This is a genomic window from Caldalkalibacillus salinus (assembly GCF_016745835.1).
Taxonomy (GTDB): domain Bacteria; phylum Bacillota; class Bacilli; order Caldalkalibacillales; family JCM-10596; genus Caldalkalibacillus_A; species Caldalkalibacillus_A salinus.
Map to the genome: position 1 here is coordinate 358,447 of NZ_JAERVL010000004.1, position 14,153 is coordinate 372,599.

Annotated in this window: 11 protein-coding genes; 10 read left to right on the plus strand and 1 reads right to left on the minus strand. The window is 41.5% G+C overall.

Annotated elements, in window-relative coordinates; genetic code table 11:
* Window positions 1-61: 61 nt before the first annotated feature.
* From JKM87_RS05465 to JKM87_RS05485, 5 genes are all read left to right on the plus strand, one after another.
* Window positions 62-1,345 (plus strand): GntP family permease, encoded by a 1,284-nt coding sequence (locus JKM87_RS05465; protein WP_202078759.1) that lies wholly within the window; start codon window positions 62-64, stop codon window positions 1,343-1,345.
* A gap of 164 nt (window positions 1,346-1,509) precedes the next feature.
* Window positions 1,510-4,074 carry a DUF2339 domain-containing protein gene (locus JKM87_RS05470; protein ID WP_202078761.1) on the plus strand — a complete coding sequence of 855 codons (2,565 nt, stop codon included), beginning with the start codon at window positions 1,510-1,512 and terminating at the stop codon, window positions 4,072-4,074.
* Window positions 4,058-5,383, plus strand: coding sequence for a DUF3999 family protein (locus JKM87_RS05475; RefSeq protein ID WP_202078763.1), 1,326 nt, complete (start codon window positions 4,058-4,060; stop codon window positions 5,381-5,383). Before JKM87_RS05470 ends, JKM87_RS05475 begins: the two co-directional genes overlap by 17 nt.
* 75 nt (window positions 5,384-5,458) lie before the next feature.
* The gene (locus JKM87_RS05480) at window positions 5,459-6,406 is read left to right on the plus strand and encodes a copper amine oxidase N-terminal domain-containing protein (RefSeq protein WP_202078765.1); all 948 of its coding nucleotides are present in this window, start codon (window positions 5,459-5,461) and stop codon (window positions 6,404-6,406) included.
* 207 nt (window positions 6,407-6,613) lie between these two features.
* Window positions 6,614-8,056, plus strand: a complete 1,443-nt coding sequence (locus JKM87_RS05485; RefSeq protein ID WP_236838601.1) for an alkaline phosphatase — start codon at window positions 6,614-6,616, stop codon at window positions 8,054-8,056.
* A 553-nt stretch (window positions 8,057-8,609) separates the two neighbouring features.
* Here JKM87_RS05485 and JKM87_RS05490 read toward each other — a convergent pair.
* Window positions 8,610-8,774 carry a hypothetical protein gene (locus JKM87_RS05490; RefSeq protein WP_202078767.1) on the minus strand — a complete coding sequence of 55 codons (165 nt, stop codon included), beginning with the start codon at window positions 8,772-8,774 and terminating at the stop codon, window positions 8,610-8,612.
* 428 nt (window positions 8,775-9,202) lie between these two features.
* Here JKM87_RS05490 and JKM87_RS17855 point away from each other — a divergent pair, with 428 nt between their 5' ends.
* The 5 genes from JKM87_RS17855 (at window position 9,203) to JKM87_RS05510 (ending at window position 14,106) form a co-directional block, all read left to right on the plus strand.
* Window positions 9,203-10,027, plus strand: a complete 825-nt coding sequence (locus JKM87_RS17855; RefSeq protein ID WP_336885133.1) for a glycosyltransferase family 2 protein — start codon at window positions 9,203-9,205, stop codon at window positions 10,025-10,027.
* A 27-nt stretch (window positions 10,028-10,054) separates the two neighbouring features.
* A complete protein-coding gene (locus tag JKM87_RS17860; RefSeq protein ID WP_236838602.1) occupies window positions 10,055-10,498 on the plus strand; it encodes a glycosyltransferase family 2 protein in 444 nt (147 codons plus the stop codon).
* Between the two features lie 110 nt (window positions 10,499-10,608).
* Window positions 10,609-11,625 (plus strand): polysaccharide deacetylase family protein, encoded by a 1,017-nt coding sequence (locus tag JKM87_RS05500; RefSeq protein WP_202078769.1) that lies wholly within the window; start codon window positions 10,609-10,611, stop codon window positions 11,623-11,625.
* A 253-nt stretch (window positions 11,626-11,878) separates the two neighbouring features.
* Window positions 11,879-12,730, plus strand: a complete 852-nt coding sequence (locus JKM87_RS05505) for a metallophosphoesterase (protein ID WP_202078771.1) — start codon at window positions 11,879-11,881, stop codon at window positions 12,728-12,730.
* 50 nt (window positions 12,731-12,780) lie between these two features.
* Window positions 12,781-14,106, plus strand: coding sequence for an ABC transporter substrate-binding protein (locus JKM87_RS05510; protein WP_202078773.1), 1,326 nt, complete (start codon window positions 12,781-12,783; stop codon window positions 14,104-14,106).
* Window positions 14,107-14,153 lie beyond the last annotated feature (47 nt).

The following is a 14,153-nucleotide window of genomic DNA, read 5'->3' on the forward strand; positions in this document are numbered from 1 at the left end:
CAGATCAGTATCTTATATCTAGCTGTACAACTTTCTATTTTAAAGAAGGAGGGGACGTTATATGTTAGGTATTTTTCTCGGACTTGCCGTATTAATGCTACTGGCCTATAGAGGCTGGTCAATTATCTGGGTTGCCCCCATTTCAGCTGGGGTTGTTGCTTTAACAGGCGGACTTGATTTACTAGATGCGTATAAAGACACGTATATGGGTGGCTTTGTAGGCTTCGCCAAATCTTGGTTTCCAGTCTTTATGCTTGGGGCCATCTTTGGCAAACTGATGGAGGATACCGGTATGGCTAAGTCAGTTGCCGTCGCCTTAACCAAGTTGATAGGGACCAAGCGTGCCATACTCGGTGTTTTGGCCTCTGCCGCTGTTTTGACGTACGGTGGGGTCAGTTTATTCGTTGTTGTGTTTGCTGTTTATCCCTTGGCTTTATCTTTGTTCCGTGAAGCCAACATTAGTCGCAGACTCATACCTGCCACCGTCGCTCTAGGCGCTTTTACGTTCACGATGACGGCCCTTCCAGGGACACCACAAATACAAAACCTTATTCCCATGGACTATTTCCATACAGATGCTATGGCCGCACCAGCCATGGGATTGATCGCTGCTATCATCATGAGTGTGGGCGGATACTTTTATTTGAGATATAGAGAGAAACAGTTAACGAATGAGGGACAAACGTTTACGGAGCCCAAGGATGATAAAATAGTCGATATGGAAGGAGACACCCCTCATTATCTGCTATCTTTACTACCACTCTTAACCGTATTGGTAACGCTAAACGTATTGAAATGGGATGTTATTACAGCGTTAATCGCAGGTATCGCTCTTATTATGATCTTAAATATCGCCAAGGTTAAAGGATTTGTCACAGCGATTAACAAAGGCGCGGGGGGTTCTGTCACCGCTATTATTAACACAAGTGCAGCCGTAGGTTTTGGTACGGTCGTCAGAGAAGTCCCAGGCTTTGAACGATTGACAGCGTTGTTAATGGGGATTAAGGGAAACCCTCTTATCTCTGAAGCCATTGCTGTTAACGTACTCGCCGGAGCAACAGGGTCCGCATCCGGTGGTATGGGAATTGCATTAGAAGCACTCGGTTCAAAATACTATGACATTGCTATGCAATCAGGGATCAGTCCCGAGGCCTTTCATCGCATTGCGTCACTTTCTTCAGGTGGACTTGACGCCCTCCCACACAACGGTGCCGTTCTCACACTACTAGCGATTACAGGGATGACACACAAGGACAGCTATCGAGACATATTTGTTGTTGCCGTATTGATTCCGGTTATCGCTGTTGCTTTCGTTATTATCTTAGCCTCTCTTGGTTTGTTTTAAAGTAAAGATATACGTGGCAAAAAGTGTCCCATGCTTGGCAGGGGCACTTTTTTTCTTACATAGTTAAAAGGATTCAATCAATGCTAGTTTTGTAGAAAGAGGAATTTTATCCCTTTTAGTCGAAGTTTGTTCAAAATAGTATAAACATAGAGTGGAGGGATAAGGTGGACGAATGGCAAAAGAAATTATCGGACTTGCATGAACAACAGCAATCAATAACCAAGCAATTCCATAGTATACTGCAAGATTATGAATCCGTTGATTTTGCCCATGAAAATGAGGCCTTAAAGCAACGGGTAGAATCGTTAGAACAGGAATTAACAGAATTGAAGAAGAGAGTGGAAAAAACGCGTCATGAAAACCAGACATTACGAGTGGCTTTAAGAGAGCAAATGCTAGATGAGAAACTTAACCTCATGAAGCGTTCTAAAGCCAAAATAGACACGTATTTTCCACAACTTGAGAAGGGAGAACACGATCATGCTTTACAACGGTTAGAAAAAGACGTACAGCAAAAGACACAGAAGCTTAAAGAGAAAATAAAAGCACTATCAGCCGAAGAGCGAACGTCTATGCAACAAAAAATCGATGTACTTGCGCTTGAATTGAGTCGTAAATTGGCTGACGAGCGTCGTAGATTGGCTGAGCAAGAAGCTGAATTGCGACGGGAAGCTCACCAGCAGTATGAGCAATTAGAGCGTGAACCATTAACAGAAGACATGGTTCAGAAGCGAGCAAAGCAGAACGAAATGGAAATGAAGATCGGGCTCCATTGGATGAATAAGATCGGGATACTGCTCATTTTATTCGGTGTGGCCGCTGCAGCCCGGTATACGTATGCGACTTGGTTCACCGATGAGATGAAAGGCATTAGTTTTTTCCTACTAGGTGGGTTACTCCTAGTTAGTGGTGAATTTTTCAATAAGCGTAAAAGTGCCATATTTTCTATGGGACTCATTGGTGGGGGTGTGTCCGTTTTATATGCTGCTATATTTTATAGTTACTTTTTACTAGATATATTACCCATGCCACTAGCCTTAGGTGTCTCTATACTAGTGACCGCCTCTGCTGTAACGTTTGCGTTACGCTATGACTCAAAAACGATTGGTGCTATCGGATTAATTGGTGGTTTTCTACCGTTTTTCTCATACACCTACGCTTTCGGATTAACTGAGACAGCTGCGTTGGCGGCTATGGGATACTTGTTTTTATTAAATACTGCCATGCTTGTCATTTCTTTTTATAAAAAGTGGAGCCTTGTCCAATATCTCAGTTTCGTGGTTCACTTGCCATCATTATTTTATTTGTTATTCACCACAGAGAATATGTGGATGAGCCTCCTTTATGCCTTGCTTACATTCTGTACTTATGCTGTTATCACTTTAGGATATGCCTTCAAACATAAGGTGACACTCAAAGTGACCGATGTTGTCCTTCTAGGCTTGAACACCCTATTTAGCTGTCTTGCCGTATACTTGGTCTTTGAGCAGGCCAACTGGACGTCCCTTCGTGGGGGATTAGCGTTAGGGTTCTGTGTCCTTTATATCGCTTTAGCACGGTTCGTTTCGACGTATCTAAAGCATGAAAAAGCCACCATTATACTGTTTTATGTGACGGCATTAACGTTTGCCATCCTTATGATTCCTTTCCAGTTTGGTATGGAGTGGATGGCCTTGGGTTGGTTAATTGAGGCAGTGATGTTAATCATCTATGGTCTTCGCAACAGATTGAAGTGGATGGAGGCAGCTGGATGGGTGATCTTTCTATTATGTACGTTTGCCTTTTATCTTTTTGACTTTCTTGAGCATTATTCTAGTGCTTTTCATCCTTACCTCCTGTCGTTTCATAGAGGATTTTTTGAATGGAAATATACAGCGTATATCGTTGGACTATGCCTCATATTATGGCAATATCTTCAGTATCAACAAAGGCGTCATGTTTCTTCTCTTTCAATTGTTAGAGATAAGCTTCACTACCTGACTTACTATAGCATCATCAATGTGTGGTTGTTTGCAACCTATCTGATGTCCTTTGTATATAACCATTATGTATTTGCCCATGTCACCACAGGTTTTAATGATTTCTATTACTATATTATCATGGCTTCCATTCACCTGTTGTTGGCTATAGGTATCACAAAGATAAAAGTCATATTGGACAAAGTCACGCAAGTGTTTGCTTTCATTTTGTACAGTTTGGGTGCCCTTATTCTATGGGGGATAACCGCTTTTGAGCCTATCTTGCCGTACGATCTATCAACAGCAGGGATAGGGCATTATATCGCGCTCTCTATTTTAGTATTCTATAACGTTTTTATCTTTGTTGGTGTGAGAGAGATTTTGCTCCTCTATATTCGCAAGTCATTTAAGAGCCTTGAGATATACCCTTTAGCCATGAGCCTATACTTACTCGGAATCATCACGATCTTTCTATCTCAGCAACTCTCATTTTACGCCGTCGGACTTACGTTTAGTGTCATCTATATCCTACTCGCCATCTGTTTTATCTTATATGGTTTTAAATATCGCTATGTCAGTGTCCGACGTTTCGGATTAGGTTTGACTTTGTTCGCAACGGGTAAGTTATTTCTTTATGATCTTTCTTTTCTCAATTCAGGATCAAAAATCTTCGCCTACTTTTGCTTTGGCATTGTGCTACTTGCTATATCATTTATCTACCAGAAAATCTCGTCAAAAATGGAGGCCACCCGCATTGAAAAACAAGGATAAACAGATCAACAGATACACCACTGACAGATCCTATAGGCAACAGCGTTTTTGGGTCCGTAGGCTCATAGTCGTGTTATGTATCAGCTCAGTATTCGTAGGAGGGATTAGTCAATCCTTCCTCGTATTTGCAGAAGAACACACGTCTGAACTTGAGGCCTATCCATACAAAAGCGTAATACAATCGGGAGAGAGTAACACACCCTATCAGTACTTTTATTTGAACAAAGATGTTTACCGATATGCCACTCCTCACCTTTATGACTTACGCATCATTGATGAGAATGAAAACATGGTGCCGTATTACATTGTAAGGGCCATTAAGGAAGATGTTCATCGAGTCCAACGCTATGAATCAACGCTGATTGATCACGTTCAAGTCGATCAAGATACCCAGTTTGATTTCCAGGTCCAACCTATACGCGAGAACACCGATATTATAGGGAACCGTTTAGAACTAGCTTTTCCGGATATGGCCTTTTTGAAAAACGTAGATGTGTACGGGAGCTATGACGGGGTGGAGTGGACAAAGATCACCAGTGATGAAGTGTATCAAACGGATCAGGTTTCTCAGACCAGTATCGATATCCCAAGTGGCTCTAAGTTTACGTATTATCGTATTGCTTTGTTAGATAACGCTGAAGACGTGTCAATAACTGAACTAACCTTGATTGATGAACACCTAGAAACCAATCACGAATCGTTTATTAAAGAGACTGAGCCCGAGTATACGATTGAGGAGCGGGATAAATTAACCAGGATTAAGATTAACAACCCCTACCGTTTGAATATACAAGGTATACACCTTGAAACAACCGGAAATTATCAACGGACGGTATTAGTTTCTAACGAGGAAAAAAGACGAACTAGCGTCCACGATCTGTATCGACTGTCCTTTGAGAATGTTAATCTCGAAAAAGATACATTGCATTTTGGTTTGCCCTGGAATGACGAAGTGCTTTATGTAGACATAGAAAATGAAGACAGTCCCCCTATAAACATTGAGGACCTTAAGATGACTTATATCGTAGACAAGGTCGTCTTTGAAGATACAGGTGCAGGTCCATATTCCTTATTATTTGGTGATGAAAAGGCGCTAAAGCCCATCTATGATATTGAGCAATTTATATCGTATATTGAAGAGGAAGCACAGAATGAAGTCCAGTTGGGTGAAACCATAACGTTAAAGAAGGTAGAAGATTATACTCAATGGGACTTGAAATGGTTGTATCACATTGTTATTGGTGCGGTATCATTAGGGTTGATCATCTACCTCACACGAGCACTTAACCATAAAAGTAGTGAAGAATGAAACTTCTTGGATGTAACGTCGTCTACTTATCTGAAGAAGAAATTTTTATACTGGAATCGTCTTAGGAGGTTATTTATGTTAAGAGTAGTAGGCATTGTATTGACAGGTGTGTTATTGATGTTTGTTTTTATGATTCAACTCACTTACGCAAATGAAGCTCCATCACCGTCTATTTATGTGAACAACGAGTATATGATTGATTTCAATGCAGAAATCAAAGACGGAACCACGTTTGCACCAATGAGAATGATGCAAGAAATTGAACCACTCTTAATGGAATGGGATAACGAGACAAAAACATTAACAATGGTGAATGATGAAGGGACAGAGGTTGTACTGCAAGTGGGGAATCAAACAGTAACGATAGATAATGAATCAAAAACACTCACACAACCACCTTATATTGCAGGTGGGAGAACGATGGTTCCCCTTCGACTTCTAGCGGAAACCTTTTATTGTCAGGTGTCCTGGAATGCAAAGCAGCAAACGGTTTATGTGAACAAAGTAAATGAGGACTTGAAAGCGTCATATGAAAGTGAAGAATCGAGCTTAACAGAGGCCAGAGAAGCATTAATCCATTATCCAATACATTCACGTTTGCCTCGTTTAGAGGATGATAACCCACCTGAGGGATCTAAAATGTATTTCTACTTCCCAGAAGGACAATCAGATTCGTACTTTTTTAGAAATCGCGACATTATTTTTTACTACGAAATGAATGAAGACCACACTCAAGTTGAAGAATTATGGAGTGCCGTTCTTGATAGGACAGATGATGGTGAAGACGTGAACTCAGAGGACACACTTTACTTTATCCCAGGCTATAAGATTATTGAAGAAGCAGGAGCACGACCTAAGCTTCAGACGAATATGGCCTATTATGACATCTCACCGCATGTCATGTGGGTACACTATGGTATGATAGATGTAGAAGGTAACCAAGAAAAATTAGGGTTTGAAGAGGAAGACTATCAAATTCCTGATCTCTTCCCTATACCTGGCGAAACAAAAAAAGATGAGTAAGTGAATCAAAGAGACCATTCAAATAGACCCTAATGAAACAGGTTTGATCACTGATTTAAAAAGCCAGCCGTCAACTTACTTTGACGGTTGGCTTTTTTCGTGAGTTTAGGGAAAAAAGGATGTTTAAAAAAGGCGGCACGGTGTTATTAAAATAAAAGGAAGAGGAGGGAATCCTCATTTAATAGCATCACGGTAGGAGGAATGGCATTGTTATTTAAAAAACGCATGTTCATGGTAGGTGTCATATTATTACTTATTATGAGTCTAACGGCCTGCGAAGTAGGACAAGATCAAGGTGAACAACCTGACGAGGAACGGCAAACAAACGCTGAGCAACCGAAAAATGTGATTGTCATGATCGGCGACGGTATGGGCGTAGGACAAATGGAAGTGGCGCGGCTCTTCGAATACGGAAAAGAAGGGACCTTATTCATGGAAACGCTCCCACATGTCGCACTATCTAGGACCTATTCCGCTGACCATATCGCCACGGATTCAGGAGCCGCCGGAACGGCGTTGGCCAACGGTGATAAGACAAATAATGGCATGATTGGAGTGGGACCCGATGGGCAACCGCTCACCAGTATTCTAGACATTTTCAAAGACCAAGACAAAACGGTGGGGGTTGTTTCCACTAATACCGTTACGGATGCCACCCCTGCAGCCTATGTCGCGAATGTTGAAGACCGTTGGGAAGGTCAAGAGGAAATTGCCCGCCAAATACTTGAGAATGAGGTCGATATTGCCTTGGGGGGCGGAGAAGACTATTTCATACCTGAAAACCAAAACGGTAAGGACTTACTTGCTCAGTTTGAAGATAAGGGTTATCACGTCGTAAGAACGGCGGATGAACTCGCAAACGTTGAAACGGACGTAGATACTAAACTTCTAGGGCTATTCAACCGGTCCTATATGAATTATGTCGGAGATCGTGAGGTCTTAGAGAGTGAGGAACCTAGTCTGCTAGAAATGACAGAAAAGGCGATTGACACAGCTGCAAACGACGAAGAAGGATTTTTCCTCATGATTGAAGGAGCCAGAATAGACCATGTTTCACATGCTGCTGATTTCGGAGGCATATGGAGAGAGGTCATAGACTTTGATCAAGCGGTGGAGTATGCGGTGAACTGGGCAGAGGAAAATGGTGATACGCTCGTCGTTGTAAAAGCCGATCACGAAACAATGGGTATTTCGGCAACAGAGCCGATAGATATAGAGGCCTTAAAGGCAATCGAGGTCTCCCCTGAGTATATGGCACAGCAGCTAGATATTGATGAGGAGACGAACAATTTCACTTCAGAGTCTATAAGAAATGTTTTTGCTGAGTATGCGAACATTGACTTAACGGACGAAGACATTGCGATGTTCCAGGAACATGTCTTTGATGCGGATGATCCGGAAGGGAGAGTGTACGCAGAATATCTCGTCGGATGGGAAATTGGGAGTATCATCGCTCACCATTACAATGCAGGCGCCGTTCACCGTGATATTAGAGAAGCCAGTGAATCCACGGGTGGTCACACGGGTAATATGGTTCCCGTCTTCGCTTATGGTGTTGGGGCTGAACACTTTGATGGGGTATTAAATAATACAGAGATACCTCGGATCATCGCTGAAATAAGTGGTTTTGCCTACGATGATGAGTCCTAACAACAAGCTGGAAGTACCTATAGCAAGCGAAAAAAGCTCAGAATCTAATCTGAGCGATAGATGAGAAGAAAGGCCTCTTCTGAATCATGAGTCTAATGGTTTAGAAGAGGTTTTCGTTTGAATGATTTGGTTGTCTTGTTTAATTGTTCAAACCTATATACAGGCAGCTAAAGCTTCTCTAGAGTGATAACAACAATGTCAGGTCTGTTATTTATTCTCAGAGGGATAGGATGGTTACCCAAGCCTCTATTGACTACCATGACTGAGTTGTCCTTTTTGAATACTCCCCCGTCATGTTCAGGAAAAAAACCTTCCGTTGAAAGGATACCACCTAAGAAAGGTATTCTTATCATTCCTCCGTGCGTATCTTGTTTTGACCCAATAGGATTAACCAAAGTCATCGTTTTTAAAACATATATATTTTAGCACAACTTTTCATTTAACTTTACAGAAAAAACGTTCGCTAAGGGTTAGCGAACGCTCCAATATCATTAAATTACTTTCTCGTTAGGTTGTGCTCCGTATAGAATCAGACAGGTCATGCCCCCTCCTGTTACTCTTGAACTTTTCTTTCTAATCCATACCTTGTAAGCTCCAACAAAGCTTGTGTACGTGTCGCAATACCTTCTTTCTCTTGATATTCTTCAACTTTTTTTAGCAAAGGGACCGGTACCCGTATATCAATTCTTTGAGTTTCAATTCTGTTGCTCTTACTCATGGTGATCACTCCCTAATTGGGTTAAAAATTATAAGCGAACGTTTTTTCGCTGACAATAAACTGACATCATTTTCAACTATAATGCAAAATAAGTAAAATCATCGTACGTATACGTCATAAATACATAATTTTTACTTTAATTGTACGTGATTTTATAGTATCATTAGTTGTGGTTATGGGGTAACCACAAAAATCCAGAGGAGGGAGTGTATGGTGCACCCATTGATTCTATACGTGAACACTACGTCTATTATACAGGATTATATAGGACGAGAGAAAGTATTGCCGTAAACTCACTCCTTTGGAACTATAATTATTTCATTATTCTGAAATATAAAGAGGAGGGTAGAGAAGATATTTATAACTAACACACAAAAATTTTGACATTGCTTAGGCAAATTGTAACGGTTTTAAAGGAGGAACTATGAGTGTCACAATTAGATACTGCTACAGAAAGTACTCCACTACGACTAAAACGTGCAACTAAGGGACGAGCCCACAAAGAGACGGTAGGAAAATTAATTTTTGTTATTCTGTTATTTACTATTATCGTATCAGCGATGTACTGGGTGAATTACCAAGCAAAAGGTAGACTTGATATTTTTCTTGGACTATACGGTACGGTGATGATCACTTATCTTATTGGTAAAATGCTCCTTTCATTTAGATATAAACCAATCCAAACTGAAGCACCAATCAAGAAAGTGAGCGTTGTCATCCCTTCTTTTAACGAAAATCCGGAAGCAGCGGTAAAAACGGTGAATAGTGTTATTGACCAGGATTATCCCATCCATGAAATTTTCTTCATTGATGATGGAAGTAAAGAAACTCTAGCATATTTACAAGTCAAGAAAATGGAGAATATATACCCAAACTTAAAGGCCTTCCGATACGAAAACAACAAAGGTAAGAGAGAAGCTCAAATCTTCGCTTTTGAAAGGCTGACAGGAGATATGATCGTGACTGTTGATTCTGATGGATATTTATACCCTAATGCGGTGAGGGAGTTGTTAAAACCTTTTAATGATCCAGAAGTTATAGCTGTAACTGGATATATTAATGCAAGAAATCGAGATGATAATTGGTTCACTCGATTATTGGATATGAGGTATGATAATGCCTTCCGTGTTGAAAGAGCAGCTCAATCAGTCACCGGTAATGTTTTAGTGTGTTCGGGTCCTAGTAGCTGTTATAAGGCTGAAGCCATCCTTGAAAATATTGAGCGTTATAAACATCAGACCTTCCTCGGGTAAAATGTACAAATTGGGGATGATCGTTGCTTGACTAAATTTGCGATAGAAAGAGGAAAAACGTTATATCAATCGACGGCACGTTGTGTAACGGATATCCCGTCTTCGTTAAGGCAGTTCCTAAAACAACAAATTCGATGGAATAAATCATTCTTTAGAGAAAGTATCATTGCATTCAAAATAGGCTTAAAAAAACCTAAAACACTCGCATGGGTCATTTTAGAGATGACACTGTGGCTCACGTTCGGTATTGCATTAATATTTGGGGTGTTATGGAAGTCGAAAGCGCTTGGGGCTGTAATGTTGCTCTACTATTTATCTTATGTCTGTTTATCAGCCTACGCACGTAATGTTTTTTATATTTTAAAAAGACCTTTCGTTTTTATGCTAGCACCCTTATATGGGTTAGTTCATCTTGGTCTTTTGTTTCCAATTCGTTTATATGCACTCGTAACCATCAAAATCTTAATATGACCCGTAAGCGTGTTATAATGAAAGGCGGTTCAATCTACCAAGCTAGAATGTTCAAACAAGCTTGCTAGTCTATATCATTGTAGTCATTGTACTTAAAGGGGTCATAAGAGATGCTTAAGCTGATACGAAACATGGTGCTATCTACTGTACTCATGACCTTATGTTTGACATCTTTGGTCTTTGTGCTCACTTCACCGAATACGAGCTCTCAAATTAATATACAAGGTCAACCGCTAAGTTTGGGTGGGCATTCAACGGAAGCTGATACTCGTACATCAAACGGAGAAGGAGATATGAACGAAAATAAATCATCTCTTGAGAATTCCATTCATTCAATGGATGAGTCTGGTCAGTTCGTCCCTGTTCTGATGTATCATGAGTTTAAACAAGACGAGACGTCTAATGCGATCGTACTAGAGGCAGAATTTCGAGAGCATTTGACCTACCTTCAGTCTCAAGGCTATGAAACGATCTCTATTTATGACTTATTAGAGGCTACAAGAGGTGAGCGTCAACTACCGGAGAAACCGTTACTCATCACCATCGATGATGGTTATCTAGGAAACTATGAAAAAGCCTTTCCTATACTCCAAGAATTAGGGATGCACGCCACCATCTTTGTTGTGACGAGTCAACGTGGGCAACAAACGAAGGTTCACGAACACTTCTCGTGGGCACAGGCGAAGGAAATGGTGGAGTCAGGGTTCATCTCCATACAGTCACACACACATGACCTGCACCACACGATTGAAACGGTAAACGGTATGCGCTCATCTCTTACGGGACGGCATGTCATAGAGGGACGTCAAGAATACCATGGTGTATATATTCGCCGTATGATGGAAGATTTGCAAACAGCAAAAGTTCTTATTGAAGACAAGCTGGAACAAGACGTTGTCGCATTTTCCTACCCGTATGGACAGTATAATGATGAAGCGATACAGGTGGCGTTGTCGTTAGGGCACGAGTTAATGTTTACGATCCAAGAAGGTGTATACTACACTGAGGACTCTACTTACACCATTCCACGTATCAATGTGCCCGGGGGCTATACCGGTGCAGATATCGAGAGAGAGATTAACAGACTTCTTCAAGAGCGTGATGAGCGTGATGATAGACAGAATTGACATCTGAGGAGGACTTAAAAGGGACTACACTATTCTATTGCTTCTTTCAAATATTGAGAGGTCAACACAAAAACAAAATAAATATCCCTTTATATACGCTTAAATGTCTTTAAGTGTATTTTTTTGTCTTCTTTTTCTGCGGTTTACAAAAAGTTAAGAATGATTGACAGAGACATAACATGGCTTTAACAACTTCCCTTTATAATCGGGTTTAGGCACACGATACAAATCATGGTGGAAAGAGGGGATGTAAGTGAAACTTGTTGTGATGGGAGACCTACACTATTCAGATATAGATGAAACGATAGAAGGGTTATCTGACGCACGGAGAGCGTTCTACCAAACATTTATTGCCCGTTTTTTAAGTATTGATGCGAATCTACACATCTCACTAGGAGATTTAACGAATTACGGTTATAGCACTGAGTTTGAAGGCATCCTTCAGGAGCTACAAAAAAAGAAAAGGGATTTCGTTCATGTCCTCGGGAATCATGACTTGTATGCACAGCCCAGAGAAAACGTTTTACGCATAACTGAACAACCACGTTACCATGCTAGAACAACGGACCAGGCCGTCTTTGCTTTCTTAGATACCGCCAAGGAGATGGACCATAAGGATTGGGGCGGCTGGATAGATGAAGAACAATTAAGATGGTTTGAAAGAGTCGTGCGTGACTCAGGAACAAAGCCTCTCCTCGTATTTGCTCATCATCCGGTTCATGCCACCACAAAACGTTCAGAGATGATTAAAGGCTCTATCCACCCTGACATCGACATGTGGGACATTTTAGGTCAAAAAGAAGGTCTAGGTGTTTACTTCAATGGGCATACCCATATTGAATCCATTGAACAGCAAAGAAATTGGACTTTTGTTCAACTTGCTGCGTGTCTTGATGAGCCGGCATTCCGTGTGGTGGACATTCAACAAGAGGACATTGTCGTCTCAGCGGTGGATGTGTGTGACGATGATGTTGTGAAGCATGCACCGATGATCTATGAACATATTCCTCATTTTACGCATCAGACAGACGTCCGAGGTGAGAAGCAAGATCGGGAATGTCGGATTTCTTTGACCTCTATGATGGATATCGCAAGAGACAAGTAGGATGTAGGTTGAACATTTCATAATCATTTCGAAGAGGGGTGGAGTACATGATGAAAAACATTTTACGATTATCTTTTGTCCTCTTGACAATAGGAGTGTTGGCGGCTTGTGGTGCTGCAGGAGAAACGTCCGGTGGTACAACGAATCAATCTAGTCAAGATAATGACGCAGAAACAGGGGATGCCGGTGGTGATAGTCCCATCGAGATCACATACTGGTACGCATGGGGAGACAAGATCGGTGAAAATAATGAAAATTTGGTGCAAATGTTTAACGCATCACATGATGACATTCATGTGACTGCTGAGTATCAAGGGAGCTATGATGACTTGCACGCCAAAACACAAGCGGCTTTTGCCGCTGGTCACGCACCGGAGGTCACACAGAACGAGATTGCATCAGTGGGCGTATTCGCCAATTCAGGTATGACAGAAAACCTCACGCCATTTATAGAAAAAGATGATATCGATTTGGACGATTTTAATCCTGGGCTGATGGGCAATTCATACGTAAATGGCGAGTTATACGCTTTGCCTTATTTACGTAGCACGCCAATCCTATATCTTAATCAAACCATGTTAGAAGAGAAAGGACTTGACCCTGCTGGTCCACAAACGTGGGAAGCGTTCGAGTCTTACGCCAAGACGCTAACCTCAGAAGGAGAACGTGTGGGAATCACCATGCCTGTGAACATTTGGTTTTATGAAGCATTCGTTGCACAAAGCGACGGTGAAATGATGAGCGAGGATGGGAAAGCGATGGCCATTGACAGCGATGCTGGGATTGCCCCTGTGACATTATGGAAAAAGATGATGGATGAGGGTATTATGAAAATCCCAACAGGAGATGAAGCAGGTGCCATAGCCACACAGGATTTTGTAAATGGTCGTGCAGGGATGGTCTTTTCTTCAACAGCTGACCTTACATATTTACTCTCCATGGCCGAGGATCAAGGTTTTGAACTCAATACAACATTCATGCCCGCCAATCAATATTATGGTGTTCCTACAGGAGGGGCGAACCTCGTCATGACCGCGGGGCTAAGCAAAGAGAAACAGGAAGCAGCATGGACGTTTATTAAGTGGATGACGGCCACAGAACAAACAGCGTATGCGAGCGAATATACCGGTTACTTGCCTAGTCGACTATCTGCTATTGAGACTGAGAAAATTCAACAATTATACGAAGAAAAACCTCAGTTTAAAGTGGCAGTCGATCAACTTGAGTATGCGAGGCCAAGACCGATGCAAGATCAATATCCCCAGATCGCTAAGATTCTTCAGGACGAAATAACCCGGGCGCTTATTATGGAGGATGTAGAACCAGCAGAGGCTATCAGAACGGCAACGGAGAAAGCCAATGCACTTTTACAATAATGAGTGAATGGCAAAAAGCTCACCAATATATGTTAGGGGGATGTATA